Source organism: Bradyrhizobium sp. UNPA324 (genome assembly GCF_006658635.1).
GTDB lineage: Bacteria > Pseudomonadota > Alphaproteobacteria > Rhizobiales > Xanthobacteraceae > Bradyrhizobium > Bradyrhizobium nanningense.
On sequence record NZ_LFJD01000004.1, the window covers coordinates 2,666,157 to 2,684,218 of the forward strand.

Annotated in this window: 13 protein-coding genes; 8 read left to right on the plus strand and 5 right to left on the minus strand. The window is 62.2% G+C overall.

From position 1 onward, the window contains the following. Nucleotides 1-114: 114 nt before the first annotated feature. The 4 genes from ribB to UNPA324_RS13095 all read right to left on the minus strand — a co-directional run bounded on the left by ribB (nt 115) and on the right by UNPA324_RS13095 (nt 5,395). Nucleotides 115-1,191, minus strand: coding sequence for a 3,4-dihydroxy-2-butanone-4-phosphate synthase (gene ribB / locus UNPA324_RS13080; protein ID WP_141934835.1), 1,077 nt, complete (start codon nt 1,189-1,191; stop codon nt 115-117). Between the two features lie 58 nt (nt 1,192-1,249). Then, nucleotides 1,250-2,905, minus strand: a complete 1,656-nt coding sequence (locus UNPA324_RS13085) for an acyl-CoA synthetase (RefSeq protein WP_502705454.1) — start codon at nt 2,903-2,905, stop codon at nt 1,250-1,252. Between the two features lie 93 nt (nt 2,906-2,998). Further along, the gene (locus UNPA324_RS13090; protein WP_128918405.1) at nt 2,999-3,625 is read right to left on the minus strand and encodes an Lrp/AsnC family transcriptional regulator; all 627 of its coding nucleotides are present in this window, start codon (nt 3,623-3,625) and stop codon (nt 2,999-3,001) included. A gap of 363 nt (nt 3,626-3,988) precedes the next feature. Next, nucleotides 3,989-5,395 carry a helix-turn-helix domain-containing protein gene (locus tag UNPA324_RS13095; RefSeq protein ID WP_128918448.1) on the minus strand — a complete coding sequence of 469 codons (1,407 nt, stop codon included), beginning with the start codon at nt 5,393-5,395 and terminating at the stop codon, nt 3,989-3,991. Nucleotides 5,396-5,539: 144 nt separating this feature from the next. On the opposite strand from UNPA324_RS13095, the gene UNPA324_RS13100 reads away from it, so the two are divergent. The 5 genes from UNPA324_RS13100 (at nt 5,540) to UNPA324_RS13120 (ending at nt 14,099) form a co-directional block, all read left to right on the plus strand. After that, on the plus strand, nt 5,540-7,069 hold the full coding sequence (locus UNPA324_RS13100) for an acyl-CoA carboxylase subunit beta (RefSeq protein ID WP_430641872.1): 1,530 nt from the start codon (nt 5,540-5,542) through the stop codon (nt 7,067-7,069). Between the two features lie 7 nt (nt 7,070-7,076). Then, a complete protein-coding gene (locus UNPA324_RS13105; protein WP_141934836.1) occupies nt 7,077-9,092 on the plus strand; it encodes an acetyl-CoA carboxylase biotin carboxylase subunit in 2,016 nt (671 codons plus the stop codon). A gap of 108 nt (nt 9,093-9,200) precedes the next feature. Then, nucleotides 9,201-11,081: a methylmalonyl-CoA mutase family protein gene (locus UNPA324_RS13110; RefSeq protein WP_141934837.1), complete on the plus strand. Its 1,881-nt coding sequence runs from the start codon at nt 9,201-9,203 to the stop codon at nt 11,079-11,081. A 34-nt stretch (nt 11,082-11,115) separates the two neighbouring features. After that, nucleotides 11,116-13,272 (plus strand): methylmalonyl-CoA mutase, encoded by a 2,157-nt coding sequence (scpA, locus tag UNPA324_RS13115; protein ID WP_141938850.1) that lies wholly within the window; start codon nt 11,116-11,118, stop codon nt 13,270-13,272. A gap of 59 nt (nt 13,273-13,331) precedes the next feature. Continuing rightward, nucleotides 13,332-14,099, plus strand: a complete 768-nt coding sequence (locus tag UNPA324_RS13120) for an RsiV family protein (protein ID WP_141938852.1) — start codon at nt 13,332-13,334, stop codon at nt 14,097-14,099. A gap of 7 nt (nt 14,100-14,106) precedes the next feature. Here UNPA324_RS13120 and UNPA324_RS13125 read toward each other — a convergent pair whose 3' ends face one another. Further along, nucleotides 14,107-14,583, minus strand: a complete 477-nt coding sequence (locus UNPA324_RS13125) for an SRPBCC family protein (protein ID WP_141934838.1) — start codon at nt 14,581-14,583, stop codon at nt 14,107-14,109. A 217-nt stretch (nt 14,584-14,800) separates the two neighbouring features. Between UNPA324_RS13125 and UNPA324_RS13130 the strand changes: the two genes are divergently transcribed. The 3 genes from UNPA324_RS13130 (at nt 14,801) to UNPA324_RS13140 (ending at nt 18,043) form a co-directional block, all read left to right on the plus strand. Then, the gene (locus tag UNPA324_RS13130; RefSeq protein WP_128917130.1) at nt 14,801-15,793 is read left to right on the plus strand and encodes a tripartite tricarboxylate transporter substrate binding protein; all 993 of its coding nucleotides are present in this window, start codon (nt 14,801-14,803) and stop codon (nt 15,791-15,793) included. 242 nt (nt 15,794-16,035) lie between these two features. Then, on the plus strand, nt 16,036-16,527 hold the full coding sequence (locus UNPA324_RS13135; protein WP_141934839.1) for a tripartite tricarboxylate transporter TctB family protein: 492 nt from the start codon (nt 16,036-16,038) through the stop codon (nt 16,525-16,527). 4 nt (nt 16,528-16,531) lie between these two features. Then, complete coding sequence (locus tag UNPA324_RS13140) at nt 16,532-18,043, plus strand: tripartite tricarboxylate transporter permease (RefSeq protein ID WP_128917128.1); 1,512 nt, start codon at nt 16,532-16,534, stop codon at nt 18,041-18,043. The last annotated feature ends 19 nt before the right edge of the window (nt 18,044-18,062 follow it).

Here is an 18,062-nt window from a genome sequence, read left to right on the forward strand (position 1 = left end):
TGACTGACGTCTTTGCTCTTGCATTGAGAGCGTCGACTTTGCGTGTCCCCTCGTGGTTTGAGCGGAACGGCGCCGCCGCGAAAGCGCTACCTTATGCATCCTTCTTCAATTCTATCAGAGTTGCTCGTTTTTGATGATCTCGATGCCGAATCCCGCAAGCCCCTTGAAGTGATGGGTGGATGATGTCAGATGGCGGATCGAGGCTATGCCAAGATCTCGCAATATTTGCGCCCCAACGCCGATCTCGCGCCACTGCCGGCCACGGTGCTCTTCCGAAGAGGACGATGGGAGCAGGGGGGCCGGTGGAACACCAGCCGCACCGTCTCTTAGATAGACGAGCACACCACTTCCGTTCTCTTTGAAGCGTTGCAGCACAACATTCATCTTTGCTTGTGCCTCTCCCGAGAACATGTCCCGGATGATGTTCGGCTTGTAAAATCGGGTCAGTACGTTCTTGCCGTCGCCGATCCCGCCATACACGTATGCCACGTGATGGATCGGATCAAACGGCGTACGATACGAATATCCCTGCAGCGGACCAATCGGGCTGTCGGCGGTCACACTTGAGACCCTTTCAACCAACTTCTCACGCGCCTGCCGGAAGCCAATGATGTCAGCAATAGTTACGTATTTGAAAGCGTGCCTGGCGGCGAAATCTCGAACTTGCGAGCCCTTCATCACGGACCCGTCGTCGTTCATCAGTTCACTGATTACTCCAACTGGAGCCAGTTTGGTCAACCGGCACAGGTCGACCGCAGCTTCAGTATGACCCGACCGCATCAGGACGCCACCCTCCTTCGATATAAGAGGGAAGATATGGCCAGGACGTGCAAAGTCGCTTGCGCTGACATTGCAGTTGGCCAGCGCCCGGCAGCAGGAGGCGCGTTCTTCAGCTGAGATTCCGGTCCCGCCATCAGGCTTGTAATCGATCGAGACAGTGAAAGCGGTGGTGTGGTTGGACTCGTTGTGGACGACCATTGGATCTAGTCTCAAACGACGCGCCTGCTCTAACGTGATGGGTGCGCAGACGATTCCAGAGGTATGGCGGATAATAAACGCCATCCTTTCAGTTGAGCAAAGAGACGCCGCGACAACGAGATCTCCTTCACCTTCTCGATCATCATCGTCCGCAACGACGACAATCTCTCCTTCGGAGAATGCTTTCAGGGCGGCAGAAATCGAGGCCATCATGTGTCCCTCGGTCCGTTTGGTGCGCTCAATGACCAAGTTTGTGTTCGAAGCCCCAGCTTTAGCCCGCTATTGCCTTCGCTGATCCAGCCGTTTCACGTAACAGGAACTTCTGAATCTTTCCGGTGGAGGTTTTCGGAAGCGGGCCAAAAATTACTGATTTCGGTGCCTTGAACCCTGAAAGCTGATTTTTGCAAAAAACAATGAGTTCGGGTTCTGTTACAGCGGAATTGTCCTTGAGCTCGACAAAAGCACACGGGACTTCGCCCCATTTCGCGTCCGGCTTGGCCACCACGGCAGCAAACAACACGGCCGGATGCTTGTAGAGCACGTCTTCCACCTCCACCGATGATATGTTCTCGCCCCCTGAGATGATGATGTCCTTCGATCGGTCTTTGACGATGACGTAGCCATGTTCATCCAGAACGCCGAGATCGCCGGTGTGGAACCAACCGCTCTCGAAGGCCTTCCGGGTGGCTTTCTCGTTTTTCAAATAACCTTTCATCACCATGTTGCCGCGGAACATGACTTCGCCGATCGTCTCGCCGTCACGCGGTACTTCCTGCATCGTCTCGGGATTCATGACCGTGACGGCGTCCTGCAGATGGTAAGGCACGCCCTGCCGGCTCTTCATCTTCGCGCGCTCGGCGGCGGGCAACTCGTCCCAACCAGGTTGCTCGGCGCAGACGGAGGCGGGCCCGTAGACCTCGGTTAGGCCGTAGACGTGCGTGAGCTTTATGCCGATGCTCTCAGCGCCTTCGAGCACTGCAACCGGAGGCGCAGCGCCGGCGATCAGGCCCACGACGCCGCGGGCCGCATTGCGCTCGAACGCGTCGGGCGCGTTGATCAGCATATTGTAGACAATCGGCGCGCCGCACGTGTGGGTAACGCCGTGCTGCTTGATCAGCTCGAAAATCCTGGTCGGCTCGACCTTGCGCAGGCAGACATTAATGCCGGCAGCTGCTGCCAGGGTCCAGGGGAAGCACCAGCCGTTGCAGTGAAACATCGGCAGCGTCCAGAGGTAGACCGGATGCTGGCCGAGATTGCCGGCGAGGATGGTGCTAACGGCGCTCAGATAGGCTCCGCGATAGTGCGTTACGACCCCCTTTGGATCACCCGTAGTTCCAGAGGTATAACTGAGGGCAATTGCATCCCACTCATCATTCGGATGATGCCACGCGAAGGCGGGGTCGCCGGGTACGAGTGCAGTTTCGTAGTCGATGTCCCCGATTGCAGCGCTCGAGAAGTGATTGTCCCTGACATCGACGATCAGTGGCTTCGGTCCGGATAGAAGGGCGATCGCCTCCCTAATCAGGTCTGCAAATTCTGGGTCGACCAGCAGGACTTTGGCGCCGCCATGATCAAGCTGAAACGCGATGCTGGCGGCGTCAAGCCGAATATTTATGGCGTGAATGATCGCTCCGATCATCGGTATTGAAAAGTGCGATTCCACCATGGCCGGCACGTTTGGCAGCATCACGGCGACAGTATCGCCGCGACGGATGCCGTACTGATCCAGAAAGGAGGCAAACCGCCTGCAACGCTCGAAAGTCTCCTTCCACGTGAAGCACCGTTTCTCGTAGATGACACTAGTGAGATTCGGATAGACGTGGGCGCTGCGCTGTAGGAAGCTCACCGGGGTCAACGGTACATAATTCGCTTTCACTTTATCCAAGTTCTTGTCGAATGGACTGATCGTCATCTGTTCTGAAGCCATTGGGTTACATCGTGAATCAGAATGAGTGTCGATGGCCACCGTGATTGGAGTCGCTCTCAACGGTCGCTTCTGACATCGCATATTTTTTGGCGGCTAAAGGCCGGCCGTGCCGTGATCAAAGATCCGCGAAGTCTCCAAGTTCATTCCGCCGTCGGGCCGAGCCTGAGGCGAAGCATCATATTGGGATTTGGTGGGTCTCTCGATGCGCCTAGAAGCAGGGTTGCCCGACTTGATCTGAACGGGACGGTTTGTGTCGATAGGAAGCACAGTCTTATGGGAAATCCGCTTCAGCGCCAGGCTTGAGCGAATGCTGGAAACACCTGCGATCCGTGAGAGCTTGTTCACGATGAGGTCTTCAAGAGCCTCGATGTCTGATACCATGACGCGAAGGAGATAATCGCTATCTCCCGTCATGAGATAGCATTCCATCACCTCACCCAGGCGATCTATTGAGCGCGTGAAACTGTCGAGGGACAATTGAATCTGCTTTTCAAGTTTGATCTGTATGAAGGCAGTGACGCCGATGCCGAGAACTGCTGGATCCAGCACAGCGATTCTTCGGTCAATGACTCCCAGCTTTTCGAGGGTGCGAACTCGGGCGAGGCAGGGGGATGGTGAGAGATTGACGCGAGAAGCGAGCTCAACGTTCGTCAAGTTCGCGTTCTGCTGCAGTTCATTCAAGATCTTGATATCGATCCGATCTAAAGCTGTCGTCGTCATGTCGGTTTCTCCCGTGGGCAAGCGTTCGTTATGGCATCGAGGCCCGGCCCCCCGCGTTATCTCGCGTGATGACATCTCGATGAAACGAATGCTAACCGCTGCCTGGGCATGTAGAATTTCGATAAAATGACGACTTATATCGAAAAACGGACAATCTATGCGGCGCTGCCAAATCTATTCTGCATGGCCGAAAAGGCTCGTTTGGCTGTTGCCACGGCTGTGTGCACAATGATTGCAGAATGAGCAACGCCCTCTGGCAGCAATTGCGCAGCCTCTGCTAACCTCTCGTGGCGAACGCATTTAGTGGAGCTGGATCCCTAGCAAGAGCAGAGATCTTAGGAGCTTCGCTTCACCATTCCCCAACTAGCTTGAAATCCGGTAGGGCAGTATGTGCCTGCAGTCTCGATCGATGTTCAATCTGCTCTTGAGCGGAGGGATCGCGCGCTGGGGACAGCTGGTGCGCTCGCAGATTCGACAGGAGATTCCGATCGGCTCGTAGGTGCCCTTGTTGGTGAGGTCGAGCCCGTCCGCATAGACGAAATCCTTGGCGTAGGAGACTTCGCATCCGAGCGCGATGGCGTAGCGCGGGCGCGGCGAGCCGAAGCCGCCGCGGCCTTTCGAAAGTTCGGTCGCAATGCAGAGAAACCTGACGCCGTCCGGCGTCTCGGCGAGTTGCCGAATGATCTGGCTGGGTGCCTCGAACGCCTGATGAGCGTTCCAGAGCGGGCACGCCGCCCCGTAACGTGCGAATTGCAGCTTTGCCGCGCTATGTCGCTTGGTGATGTTTCCGGCGCGGTCTAGCCGCGCGAAGAACACGGGCACGCCCTTGGAGCCCGGTCGTTGCAAGGTGGACAAGCGATGGGCCACCTGCTCCAGGCTCGCGCCGAACCTCGTGGCAATCAGCTCCAAATCGTGGCGCAAGTCTCGCGCGGATTGCAGGAATCTTTGATAGGGCAGAATGAGAGCGCCGGCGAAATAGTTGCGCAATCCCGCCGCGCAGACGTTCCGCGCATCGGCGGATCGAAAAGCCGCTTGGTCGGCAATCTGGCCAATGCGCTCCTCCTCCTCGAGGGCGGCGATTTGCAGTGCGATCTGGAAGTTTCGGGTTGGCGTGGGAAGGTAGGGGCTCAGCCACAAGGTGCGGGATGCACGATCGAATTGCCGTAACGAATTTTCGTGCGGTCCGCTCTGGCGGATCTGCACGCCATGTCGGGCCTCCAGGTGGTTGACCAGCGCCGTGGTCGTATTGTTGTCGGGAATGCCGAGGCGCTCGGCGAGCGCCTCGGCGGCGGTATCGAGCTCGTGGACGTAGTTGTCGACCAGATGAAAGAAGTCGCGGACTTCTTCGTAAGCGGTCGGCTCGCCGGCCCAGTTGACTATCTGGCCGTCCAGACTGGCGAGCTGCTCGCTGTTGCGCCGGTACGCCTGGTGCGCGTTGAGGAGCGCTTGCGCGAAACCCGGCGCGTTCTGAACGACGAGTTTCAGCTCCTGCATGTTCGGCGCGTAGGGCGCAAAGATCGGATCGGCCAGCGCTTCCGTCAGCATCGACATGACCCTGTCGTTGTCATTGACCGACAGCGAACTGAGGTCGATCTGAAAGCGCTCGGCGAGAAGCACCAGGACAGAGGCCGAAACCGGCCTCTGGTTGTTCTCGATCTGGTTCAAATAGCTAAGTGAAATTCCGAGCCGTTCGGCGAACGCCTTTTGAGTGAGCTTCTTGCTCTCCCTCACTTCGCGGAACCGTCGCCCAATAAATAGCTTTCCAGTCATTTGCAACTTCGCAATTTGCAATTTGCAAGAATGTAACATGCGCAGTTGTGCATGTTCAAGCCTTCTCAAGGTCGGTCTTGCGGTTGTATCGCGGGAGAAGGGCCCGCGTACCGTAACGGCGGGGCCATCGAGGAGAATTCCGTGATCTCGACCATTGAAGCCCTTGAAGACCGTCGCGCCGGCGCCAGGCTGGGCGGCGGGGAAAAGCGCATCGAGGCACAGCATGCCCGCGGCAAGCTGACCGCGCGCGAGCGCATCGAGCTTCTGCTCGACAAGGGATCGTTCGAGGAGTTCGACATGTTCGTCGAGCACCGCTCCACTGAGTTCGGCATGGAGAAGAACAAGATCCCCGGCGACGGCGTCGTCACCGGTTGGGGCACCGTCAACGGCCGCAAGACTTTTGTCTTTGCCAAAGACTTCACGGTGTTCGGCGGCTCGCTCTCGGAAACGCACGCGCTGAAAATTACAAAACTCCAGGATATGGCGATGAAGGCGCGCGCGCCCATCATCGGCCTCTATGACGCGGGCGGCGCCCGCATCCAGGAGGGCGTCGCCGCGCTCGCCGGCTATTCCTACGTGTTCCGCCGCAACGTGCTCGCCTCGGGCGTGATCCCGCAGATCTCGGTGATCATGGGCCCCTGCGCCGGCGGCGACGTCTATTCGCCGGCGATGACCGACTTCATCTTCATGGTGAAGAACACCAGCTACATGTTCGTCACAGGCCCGGACGTGGTGAAGACCGTCACCAACGAGGTCGTCACCGCCGAGGAGCTCGGTGGCGCTTCGGTGCATGCGACGCGCTCCTCGATCGCGGACGGCGCCTTCGAGAACGACGTCGAGACGCTGTTGCAGATGCGCCGGCTCATCGACTTCCTGCCGTCCAACAACACCGACGGCGTGCCGGAATGGCCAAGCTTCGATTCGATCGAGCGCATCGACGATTCCCTCGACACGCTGATCCCCGACAATCCGAACAAGCCCTACGACATGAAGGAGCTGATCCTGAAGGTCGTGGACGAGGGCGATTTCTTCGAGATCTCGGAGGCCTTCGCCAAGAACATCGTCACGGGCTTCGGCCGCATCGCGGGCCGCACCGTCGGCTTCGTCGCCAACCAGCCGATGGTGCTGGCCGGCGTGCTCGACAGTGACGCCTCGCGGAAAGCCGCGCGCTTCGTCCGCTTCTGCGACGCCTTCAACATCCCGATCGTCACTTTCGTCGACGTACCGGGCTTCCTGCCGGGCACCGCGCAGGAATATGGCGGCCTGATCAAGCACGGCGCGAAACTGCTGTTCGCCTATTCGCAGTGCACCGTGCCGCTCGTCACGGTCATCACCCGCAAGGCCTATGGCGGCGCCTTCGACGTCATGGCCTCCAAGGAAATCGGCGCCGACATGAACTATGCCTGGCCGACCGCCCAGATCGCGGTGATGGGCGCCAAGGGCGCGGTCGAGATCATCTTCCGCAGTGACATCGGCGACCCCGACAAGATCGCCGCCCGCACCAAGGAATACGAAGACCGCTTCCTGTCGCCGTTCATCGCGGCGGAGCGCGGCTACATCGACGATGTGATCATGCCGCATTCGACGCGGCGGAGGATCGCAAGGGCGCTCGCGATGCTGAAGGACAAGAAGGTGGAAGCGCCGGCCAAGAAGCACGACAATTTGCCGTTGTGAGATCGCAGTGTTCAAAAAGATTCTGATCGCCAATCGCGGCGAAATCGCCTGCCGGGTCATCAAGACTGCCCGCCGGATGGGAATCCAGACGGTTGCGGTCTATTCCGAGGCCGACCGCGACGCCCTCCATGTCGAGATGGCCGATGAGGCCGTGCTGATCGGTCCGCCCGCCGCGGCCGAGAGCTATCTGGTGATCGAGAAGATCGTCGAGGCCTGCCGCAAGACCGGCGCCGAGGCCGTGCATCCCGGCTACGGCTTCCTGTCCGAGCGCGAGGCGTTTCCGCGCGCGCTGGAGGCCGCGGGCATCGTCTTCATCGGTCCGAATCCGGGCGCGATTGCGGCGATGGGCGACAAGATCGAGTCCAAGAAGGCGGCCGCCAAGGCCAAGGTCTCAACCGTGCCCGGCTATCTCGGCGTCATCGAAGACGACAAGCACGCGGTCCGCATCGCCGACGAGATCGGCTACCCCGTGATGATCAAGGCCTCCGCCGGCGGCGGCGGCAAGGGCATGCGCATCGCGCATTCCAAGGCCGAGGTTGCCGAAGGCTTCAATCTCGCCAAGGCCGAGGCCAAGGCCTCGTTCGGCGACGATCGCGTCTTCGTCGAGAAGTTCATCGTCGATCCCCGCCACATCGAGATCCAGGTGCTGGGCGACAAGCTCGGCAACGTGATCTATCTCGGCGAGCGCGAATGCTCGATCCAGCGCCGCAACCAGAAGGTCATCGAGGAGGCGCCGTCGCCGCTGCTCGACGAAGCCACCCGCCGCAAGATGGGCGAGCAGGCGGTCGCGCTGGCCAAGGCCGTGAATTACGATTCCGCCGGCACCGTCGAGTTCGTCGCAGGACAGGACAAGAGCTTCTACTTCCTGGAGATGAACACGCGCCTCCAGGTCGAGCATCCCGTCACCGAGCTCGTCACCGGCACCGATCTCGTCGAGCAGATGATCCGGGTTGCTGCCGGCGAGAAGCTCGCCATCGCGCAGAAGGACGTCACGCTCACCGGCTGGGCGGTGGAATCGCGCCTCTACGCCGAAGATCCCTTCCGCAACTTCCTGCCGTCGATCGGGCGCCTGGTGAAGTATCGCCCGCCGGCGGAAGCGAGCCATGACGGCATCACCATTCGCAACGACACCGGCGTGCAGGAGGGCGGCGAGATCTCGATCCATTACGATCCGATGATCGCCAAGCTGGTGACGCACGCGCCGTCGCGCGCGGCCGCAATCGAGGCTCAGGCCACCGCGCTGGATTCGTTCTATGTCGACGGCATCCGTCACAACATCCCGTTCCTGTCGGCGCTGATGCACCATCCGCGCTGGCGCGAGGGGCGGCTCTCGACCGGCTTCATCGCCGAGGAATTCCCCAAGGGCTTTGCGGTGCGGGTGCCCGAAGGCGAGGTCGCCCGGCGGATCGCCGCGGTCGGCGCCGCCATCGACCACGTGCTCGGTGAGCGCAAGCGGCAAATCTCGGGACAGCTCGGCGGCCGGGTCGTGCAGCGCGAGCGCCGCCGCGCGGTCTGGCTCGACCGCCAGGAGATCCTGCTCGATATCGCGCGCGAAGGCGATGCAATCGCGATCCGCTTCGTCGATGCCGAGGGCAAGACCGGCAATGCGCATCTGTTGCAGTCCGCATGGAAGCCCGGCGATCCGGTCTGGCAGGGCACCATCGACGGGCAGTTCGTCGCCGTGCAAGCGCGGCCGATTCCGAACGGCATCCGTCTCGCGCATCAGGGCGTCGAGGTGCCCGTCTATGTCTGGACCGAAGCGGAGGCGACCTCGGCGCGGCTGATGCCGGTGACGACGGCCTCCGACAGCGGCAAGAAGCTGCTCTGCCCGATGCCGGGCCTCGTCGTCTCGATCGCGGTCAGCGAAGGTCAGGAGGTCAAGGCCGGTGAGACGCTCGCCGTGGTCGAAGCCATGAAGATGCAGAACGTGCTGCGCGCCGAGCAGGACGGCACCGTGAAGAAGATCCACGCTAGCGCCGGCGCAACGCTCGCAGTGGACGCGCTGATTTTGGAGTTTTCCTGAATACTGCAAGAGATCGCGACCTGAGATAGGCAGCTTGTCTGCAGGAATTCCGTTTACTTACACATAAAAGTGATGCTGGGCGGCTCGGCGTCACTTGGGACTAAGTCGATGAATACCGAACGGTTCGCATTGGCATCCGGCTTTGCGCCTGCTTCACGCGAGGACTGGCGCACGCTGGTTGACGGCGTGCTAAAGGGAGCGCCGTTCGAAAAGCTGATTGGAAAGACGTACGACGGCTTGAGAATCGAGCCGATTTACCTCCGTGCGAAAGACATTGCGCCGGTCGAGGGGCGGGCACCCGCGGCGCCTTGGCAGATCATGCAGCGCATCGATCATCCGGACGCGGTGACGGCCAACAGGCAGGCCCTTCAGGATCTGGAGAACGGAGCGACGGGCCTGGCGCTCGTCTTTGCCGGCGCCAACTGTAGCCGCGGGTTCGGCCTCGATCAAACGCCGGACGCCGTCGCCAAAGCATTAAAGGACGTCCACCTTGATGCCGGCATTGGGATTGAACTTCAGATTGGTACACACGGGCGTAAGGCCGCGATCCATGTCGCGGAATATGTGAAGTCGGTCGGCCTCGATCCAGCCATCTGCGACATTCGATTTGGGCTCGATCCGCTGGGCGCGTGCGCCCTCCGCGGACGCAGTCCATACACTTGGGACGAAATCGTGCGGACCGTTGCCAGCTCGATCGAAGGGCTTGTAACGCTGGGGTTCAGGGGGCCCTTTGCCGTGAGCGATGGGCGTATCGTTCATGATGCTGGCGGCTCAGAAGTGCAGGAGCTTACCTTCGTGCTTGCCTGCGGCGTGGCATATCTGCACGCTTTAGAGGCGGCGCGCATTCCGCTGGACGAAGCGCGAAGCATGATCTATGCGCGACTCTCTGCTGACGCCGACCAGTTTTTGACTACGGCTAAATTCCGCGCGTTGCGACTCCTCTGGGCCCGCATCGAATCGGCGTGCGGTCTTGCGCCAAAGCCGCTGTTCATTGCGGCCGATAGCTCTTGGCGTATGTTGACCCGGCGCGATCCCTACGTAAACATCTTGCGCGCTACCATAGCGACAGTTTCTGCCGGAATAGCCGGTGCCAATGCGATCACAGTGCTGCCGCACACGTCGGCGCTGGGCCTTCCAGACGCGTTTGCCCGGCGCGTGGCTCGCAATACGCAGCTTGTGCTGCTGGAGGAAAGCAATCTTGCCAAGGTTAGCGATCCTGCCGCAGGCGCGGGCAGCATTGAAGCGCTGACAACGGAGCTTTGCGAGGCGGCCTGGAGAAGTTTCCAAGAGATTGAAAACGCCGGCGGCATCTTTGCCGCTCTCCAGCAGGGAACGTTTCAGGCGAAGATCACAGCTACGCGCAGGGCGCGCGAAGCCAATCTCGCGAAGCGCCGCGACCCGCTGACCGGGGTGAGCGAGTTCGCAAACCTTGACGAAGGCGCAGCGGCGGTACTGAAAGTAACACCGATGGCTCTTCCGCCTAGTGTTGACCAGAAATTCGTATTCGATGCACTGCCGCCGATGCGGCTTGCGGAACCATTCGAATCGCTTCGCGACAGGTCCGATGCGATATTGAAGCTAGGCGGCGCGCGGCCGCGAGTGTTTCTTGCTAATCTGGGCACACCGACCGACTTTACGCCCCGCGCGACCTTCGCGAAGAGCTTCTTCGAAGCCGGAGGAATTGAGGCTATCGACGGCGCAGGCGTCACCGACCCAGCCGAGCTTGCCCTCGCATTCATGGGCTCTGGTGCCGAACTCGCCTGCCTTTGCTCCAGCGATAAGATCTATGCGGAGCGCGCCGAGATCTCTGCCCAAGCGCTTCAGCAAGTCGGCGCTAGGCACATCTATTTGGCGGGACCTCCCTCTCAATTCGAGGCCGCGTTTCGGCGGGCTGGCATCGGCAGCTTCATTCACGTCGGTTGCGACGCCTTGGCGACGCTAAATGCCGCTTACGACTGGATCCAAGACCCGAAGATTTCCTTCGGATAATTGCCAATCGAATGCGAGCACTCAAATGTCATCCATCAGCGGTATCCCGAATTTTGCAAATGTTGCTTTCGAAAGGTGCTCGGCCGTCGCCTCTTCTGTTCCCGTCGATCCGTGGGTGACTCCGGAGGGCATTCCGGTCAAGTCAGCATACGGAGAAGCAGATATCGCCGGGCTCGATTTCCTTGAGACCTGGCCAGGCATCGCGCCGTACCTGCGCGGCCCCTACCCGACCATGTATGTCAACCAGCCCTGGACCATCAGGCAATATGCGGGCTTCTCCACGGCGGAGGATTCCAACGCGTTCTACCGCCGCAACCTCGCGGCCGGGCAGAAAGGCCTGTCGGTCGCCTTCGATCTCGCCACCCATCGCGGCTATGACTCTGACCATCCGCGCGTCGGCGGCGATGTCGGCATGGCCGGCGTCGCCATCGATTCCATCTACGACATGCGCACGCTGTTCGCAGGCATTCCGCTCGACCAGATGAGCGTGTCCATGACCATGAACGGGGCGGTGCTGCCGATCCTCGCGCTCTACGTCGCGGCCGCCGAGGAACAGGGCGTGCCGCCGGAAAAGCTCTCGGGCACCATTCAGAACGACATTCTGAAAGAGTTCATGGTGCGCAACACCTACATCTATCCGCCGGCGCCCTCGATGCGGATCATCTCGGACATCTTCGCCTACACCTCGCAAAAGATGCCGAAGTACAATTCGATCTCGATCTCAGGCTATCACATGCAGGAGGCCGGCGCGACGCAGGATCTCGAGCTCGCCTATACGCTCGCGGACGGCGTCGAATATCTGCGTGCCGGCCTTGCCGCCGGCCTCGACGTCGACCGCTTCGCGCCGCGCCTGTCGTTCTTCTGGGCGATCGGCATGAACTTCTTCATGGAGGTCGCCAAGCTGCGCGCGGCGCGCCTGCTCTGGGCGAAGCTGCTGAAACCGTTCAATCCGAAAGACCCGCGATCGCTGTCGCTGCGCACGCACAGCCAGACCTCTGGCTGGTCGCTGACCGCGCAGGACGTCTTCAACAACGTGATGCGCACGACGGTGGAGGCGATGGCGGCGACGCAAGGCCACACCCAGTCGCTGCACACCAACGCGCTCGACGAGGCGCTGGCCTTGCCGACCGATTTCTCGGCGCGCATCGCCCGCAACACCCAGCTGTTCCTGCAGCAGGAGAGTGGCACCACCCGCATCATCGATCCCTGGGGCGGCTCGTACTACGTCGAGCGGCTCACGCGCGATCTCGCGGTCAAGGCCTGGGGCCACATCCAGGAGGTCGAGGAGCTCGGCGGCATGGCGAAGGCGATCGAGGCCGGCGTGCCAAAACTGCGCATCGAGGAGGCCTCGGCCAAGACCCAGGCCCGTATCGATGCCGGCAAGCAGGCCGTGATCGGCGTCAACAAGTACAGACCGACCGACGAGGTCCCGATCGACATCCTCAAGGTCGACAACACCAATGTCCGGCGCTTGCAGATCGACAAGCTGACGCGGCTGAAAGCCGAGCGCAACCAGAAGGACGTCGATGCCGCGCTGGCCGCGCTGACGCGCTCGGCCGGCGAAGGCAACGGCAATCTGCTGGCGCTCGCCATCGACGCGGCGCGGGCCAAGGCGACCGTCGGCGAAATCTCCGACGCGATGGAGAAGGTGTTCGGCCGCCACCGCGCCGAAATCAAATCCATCACCGGCGTCTACAAGCGGGAGGCGTCCAGCATGGGCAACCAGGTCGAGAAGGTTCAGGCGCTGATCGACGCTTTCGAGGAAGCCGAAGGCCGCCGCCCGCGCATCCTGGTCGCCAAGATCGGCCAGGACGGCCACGACCGCGGCCAGAAGGTGATCGCATCGGCCTTCGCCGATATCGGCTTCGACGTCGACATCGGGCCGCTGTTTGCGACCGCCGACGAAGCCGCCCGGCAGGCGGTCGAGAACGACGTGCACATCCTCGGGGTCTCCTCGCTCGCCGCCGCCCATCTCACCGCAGTGCCGGAGCTGAAGGCCGCGCTGAAGAAGCAGGGCCGCGACGACATCATGATCATCGTCGGCGGCGTGGTGCCGCCACAGGATTATGATGCGCTCTATGCCGCCGGGGCGGAAGCGATCTTCCCGCCGGGCACGGTGATCGCGGAGGCGGCCGAGGAACTGATCCGCAAGCTGAATGCTCGGCTCGGGCATAGCGAGGCGGCGGAGTAGCTGCGCCGCCGATCTTCCGACAAGAAGGATTTTGCGTGATGTTTCTCGCGCCAACGTTCATGCGCGCGTTCGCCGTCGCGACGTTTTGCTGCGCACTGTTCGGCCCCGTCCTCGCTGCCGATCCCAAGCCCGACGCGCTCGTCAAGACCAAGAGCGTCGAGGCCCGCGTCCTCCTCGACGAGAGGATCAAGGCGGATGCGGCGCTCGCGGCCGATTGCCTCTCCGAAGGCAAGAAATGGCTCGACAAGAATGCGGCGGAAGCTGCGGCCGCGCGCAAAGCGGACCCGCAGTTCTTCAGGGACGGCGGCTGGGACTTCGAGCGCAAATATGAGCTCCGCTCAGTGGTCGCCGACCGCTATGTCAGCATCCTCCGCAACGACTACATGAACACCCGTGGCGCGCATCCCAACTCGGACGTGAACACGATTCTGTGGGACAAGGCCGGCAACAAGCGCATCTCGATCCGCCCGTTCTTCACCGAAACCGCCGACAACGGGGCGACCATGAAGGCGACGGTGAAGGCCATCATCGCCTCGCTCAAGGCGGAGAAAAAGAAGCGCGACGCCGGCGACACCGCGACCGACGAATGGTTCAATGGGGTCGCGCCGAGCCTGCTCAAGGTCGGCGCGGTGACGCTCGCACCGTCAACTGAAGCAGGCAAGAGCTCCGGCCTCACCTTCCATTATCCGCCCTACGCCGTCGGTCCCTACGCCGAGGGCGAGTATGTCGCGTTCGTGCCGTGGGAGACGCTGAAGCCTTACCTGACCGCGGAAGGCACCCGCATCTTCGGCGGCGCGCGTCCGAAGGGCGACGCCGAGGAGCCGTGAGCGATCGCTAAGATCTCGGATGGGGCCGCGCCAATGTCCGCGCCAGCGAATCCGTCCAATCCGGAATCCAGGACGCAAACAGGGCTTGCCAGCGATCGGCATCCGCAGGCTCGGTCTCGAGGACGACCGACCATTCGATGAGGGTACGATCGCCTTCGACGATCGGGCGCAGATGCATGGTGCCCTGGTAGCGCGTCGGCGCCGGCGTCCGGCGTCCATCATCTTGCGGATATTGCAACGCTTCGAGACCGGCATAGGTTAGGCTGTGCTGCTGGTCCGAGTGATCGACCAGGCTCTGGCGGATCCAGTTTCCGAGATAGCAGAAGCGCCTGATGGCGCCGACTTCATCGCCGCGCTTGTCGTCTTCGATCACGCTCTCGCTCACGCCGTCGATATAGGCGGGATAGTTGTTGAAATCGCGGATCAGCGACCAGACTTCGTCCAGTGGTCGGTCCAGCACGGCGCTGTAATAGGCTTGGGTCATCGATTACTTGCCTTTGGCTTTCGTTACGCGCGCAGGTTGGCGCAGCGTGCCGGCAAAACCCACCCGATTTCCGACTGCCTATCCGATGGGGCATGCTGTTTTCACACACCCTGTCGATCTCCTTGGTAGCGCTACCTTGCGGCGGCGCTGCAAAGCTGACTAGAATGTCGTCATTGACAAGAGCGCCCGACGTCACGGGCGCCGCTGGGAGGCATTGATGTCCAAGATTTCGCGCCGCACCTTTGCGGCTTCGACCGCCGCAGTCGCGGCATCCGCCGCTATCGGGTTCAAGCCCGCACTCGCACAGGCCTACCCGGCCCGACCGGTCACCGTGATCGTGCCCTGGGGCGCCGGTGGCGGAACCGATGCGACGGCGCGCATTGTCGCCGCGCTGCTGGAAAAGGACCTCGGCCAGCCCTTCAACGTGGTCAACCGTACCGGCGGCTCCGGTGTAGTCGGGCATAGCGCGATCGCGACCGCGCAGCCCGACGGCTACACCATCGGCATGCTCACTGTCGAAATCTCGATGATGCACTGGCAGGGCCTCACCGAGCTGACGCCGAAGAGCTACACGCCGCTGGCCCTGATGAACGAGGACCCCCCGGGCGTCCAGGTCTCTTCCTCCTCGCCTTACAAGACGGTCAAGGAGCTCGCGGAGGCGATCAAGGCGGCGCCTCCCGGCAAGTTCAAGGCTTCGGGCACCGGCCAAGGCGGCATCTGGCATCTGGCGCTGGTCGGCTGGATGCAGGCGATGGGCCTGCCCGCCAACCAGGTCGCCTGGGTGCCGTCGAACGGGGCTGCGCCCGCGATGCAGGATCTCGCCGCCGGCGGCCTCGACCTCACCACCTGCTCGGTGCCGGAGGCGCGCGCGATCATCGAGGCGGGCAAGGCCAAGAGCCTCGCCATCATGGCGCCGGCGCGCAATCCGGTCTTCAAGGACGTGCCGACGCTGAAGGAGGCGATCGGCATCGACTACGCGACCGGCGCCTGGCGCGGCATCGGCGCACCGAAGAATCTGCCGCCTGAGATCGCAACCAAGCTCACCGCGGCGCTGAAGAAGGTCTACGACTCCGCCGAGTTCAAGGACTTCATGAGCAACCGCGGCTTCGGCACCGTATGGGGCGATGCCGGCCAGTTCGCAGGCTTCATGGACAAGGGCGACGCCCAGATGGGCGAAGCGATGAAGGCAGCAGGCCTCAGCAAGGCGTGACGTGTCGCTGCGACGCTCTGATCGCCTCTCCCCGCCTGCGGAGAGAGGCTGGAATGCGCGCGAAGCACGGGTTCAGGGTGAGGGGAACTCTCCATGAGTCCCACTTTCACCCTCCGCGCGGAGAACCCCCTCACCAAAGCCGATGCTGCGCATCGGCGTTCTTCAACAACGGCGGCCGAAGGCCGCCTCTGCCTCTCCCCGCGCGCGGGGAGAGGGGGAACACCCTCTGTAGGACTTCTCCCATGCGTCTTCCCGACTCCGTCACGGGATCGTTTCTCGTCGCACTCGGCGCGGCAGCTGCCTATGGCGGCTGGATCTTGCCGCCGGTACCGGGGCAGCCGGTTGGCCCCAACGTGTTTCCGCTCGTGATCGGCACGGGGCTCGCGCTATGCGGGCTCGCAATCGTGTTCGGGATTGGCCACTCCTTCGAGGAGGAGGAAGAGCTGATCCCGCTAGAGCACGGCCAGGCAGTCAGCCCGCCGCCGCAAGGCAAGCTATATGGCCTGCGCGCCTTGCTACCGCCGGCGCTGCTGCTGTTCTACGTATTTGCAGCCGACCGGCTCGGCTTCATCATCACCGCGGCGATCATGGTCTACGTCACCTCGACCGCGTTAGGGGCCAAGTGGAAGCTGGCCCTGCCGCTCGCGGCGCTCTCGCCCTTCGCCATTCACCTCATCTTCGGCAAGCTCTTGCGCGTGCCGCTGCCCGCCGGCCTGCTGCCGACGCCCTGGTAATCCCATGCTGAAAACCCTCCTCGAAGCCTTCGCGCTGATCTCCACCTGGGAGGTCATCATCGCGATGTTTGCGGCCTCCGTGTACGGCCTCGTGATCGGCTCGCTGCCGGGCCTGTCGGCAACGATGGCGACCGCCCTGCTCGTCCCTGTCACCTTCTATCTGTCACCGATCGCGGCGATCGCGACCATCGTCGCGGCGTCCTCGATGGCGATCTTCTCGGGCGACATCCCCGGCGCGCTCTTACGCATTCCCGGCACGCCCGCCTCCGCCGCCTATGCCGACGAGGCCTACGCCATGACCCGCAAGGGCCAGGCCGAGCTCGCGCTCGGTGCCGGCGTCTGGTTCTCCGCCGTCGGCGGCATCGCCGGCGTGCTGTCGCTGATGATCCTGGCGCCGCCGCTCGCCGAGATCGCGCTGTCGTTCTCGACCTTCGAATATTTCTGGCTGGCGTTGCTCGGCCTGATGTGCGCCACGTTGGTGGCGCGCTCCTCGCCGGTGAAGGCGATCGCCGGCATGTTCCTCGGCTTGCTCGTCTCCTGCATCGGCATCGAAAATCCCGGCGGCGTCCCGCGTTTCACCTTCGGCATCACCGATCTGTTCGGCGGCATCGAGCCGATCCCGGCGCTGGTCGGCGTGTTCGCGGTCTCGCAGGTGATGCGCGCAATGCTGACGCCCGAGCCGCCGCCACTGCCGCGGCGCAAATTCGGAAGCATCATGGCCGGCCAATGGAGGCTGACGAAGCAGTATCACTGGCAGATGACGCGCGGGAACATCGTCGGCATCATCATCGGCGTGCTGCCGGGCGCCGGCGCGGACATGGCCGCCTGGGTCTCGTACGCGATGTCGAAGCGCTTCTCCAAGGAGCCGGAAAAGTTCGGCACCGGCCATGTCGAGGGCCTGGTCGAGGCCGGTGCCAGCAACAATGCCAGCATCGCCTCGGGTTGGGTGCCCTCGCTGCTGTTCGGCATCCCCGGCGACACTATCGCCGCGATCGCGATCGGCGTGCTCTACATGAAGGGCCTCAACCCGGGCCCGACGCTGTTCACCGAGAAGGCGTCGAGCATGTACGCGATCTACCTGATGTTCATCATCGCGAACATCCTGATGATCCCGCTCGGCATCGCCATGATCCGGATTGCTGCCTATATCCTGCTGGCGCCCCGCTCCACCGTGATGCCGATCATCATGCTGTGCTGCGCGGTCGGCTCGTTCGCGATCGGCAACAACATGTTCGGCGTCGTCACCGTCGCCGCCTTCGGCGTGATCGGCTATGTCATGGAGGCGAACGGCTATCCCGTCGCCGCCATGGTGCTCGGCATCGTCATGGGCACCATGGTCGAGCAGGCCTTCGTGACCTCGCTGATCAAGTCCGACGGCAGTATCCTGCCGTTCTTCGAACGCCCGGTCGCGGCCATCCTCGCGGCGATGGCAATCGGCGCGCTGCTGTGGCCGGTGATGGTCTGGGTCTGGCGCAAGGTGAAACAGCCGCAAGCCGCGGCGGCAACAAGCAGGTGATTCCAGGCGAGCAGCCCTC

What these genes read in the sequence shown, in the direction of transcription:
- UNPA324_RS13135 (WP_141934839.1), top strand. Translation starts at nt 16,036, where the DNA reads ATGCGTCTTCCCGACTCCGTCACGGGATCGTTTCTCGTCGCACTCGGC.
- UNPA324_RS13085 (WP_502705454.1), bottom strand. Translation starts at nt 2,905, where the DNA reads ATGGCTTCAGAACAGATGACGATCAGTCCATTCGACAAGAACTTGGAT.
- ribB (WP_141934835.1), bottom strand. Translation starts at nt 1,191, where the DNA reads ATGATGGCCTCGATTTCTGCCGCCCTGAAAGCATTCTCCGAAGGAGAG.
- UNPA324_RS13125 (WP_141934838.1), bottom strand. Translation starts at nt 14,583, where the DNA reads ATGACCCAAGCCTATTACAGCGCCGTGCTGGACCGACCACTGGACGAA.
- UNPA324_RS13090 (WP_128918405.1), bottom strand. Translation starts at nt 3,625, where the DNA reads ATGACGACGACAGCTTTAGATCGGATCGATATCAAGATCTTGAATGAA.
- UNPA324_RS13140 (WP_128917128.1), top strand. Translation starts at nt 16,532, where the DNA reads ATGCTGAAAACCCTCCTCGAAGCCTTCGCGCTGATCTCCACCTGGGAG.
- UNPA324_RS13120 (WP_141938852.1), top strand. Translation starts at nt 13,332, where the DNA reads ATGCGCGCGTTCGCCGTCGCGACGTTTTGCTGCGCACTGTTCGGCCCC.
- UNPA324_RS13130 (WP_128917130.1), top strand. Translation starts at nt 14,801, where the DNA reads ATGTCCAAGATTTCGCGCCGCACCTTTGCGGCTTCGACCGCCGCAGTC.
- UNPA324_RS13110 (WP_141934837.1), top strand. Translation starts at nt 9,201, where the DNA reads ATGAATACCGAACGGTTCGCATTGGCATCCGGCTTTGCGCCTGCTTCA.
- UNPA324_RS13095 (WP_128918448.1), bottom strand. Translation starts at nt 5,395, where the DNA reads ATGACTGGAAAGCTATTTATTGGGCGACGGTTCCGCGAAGTGAGGGAG.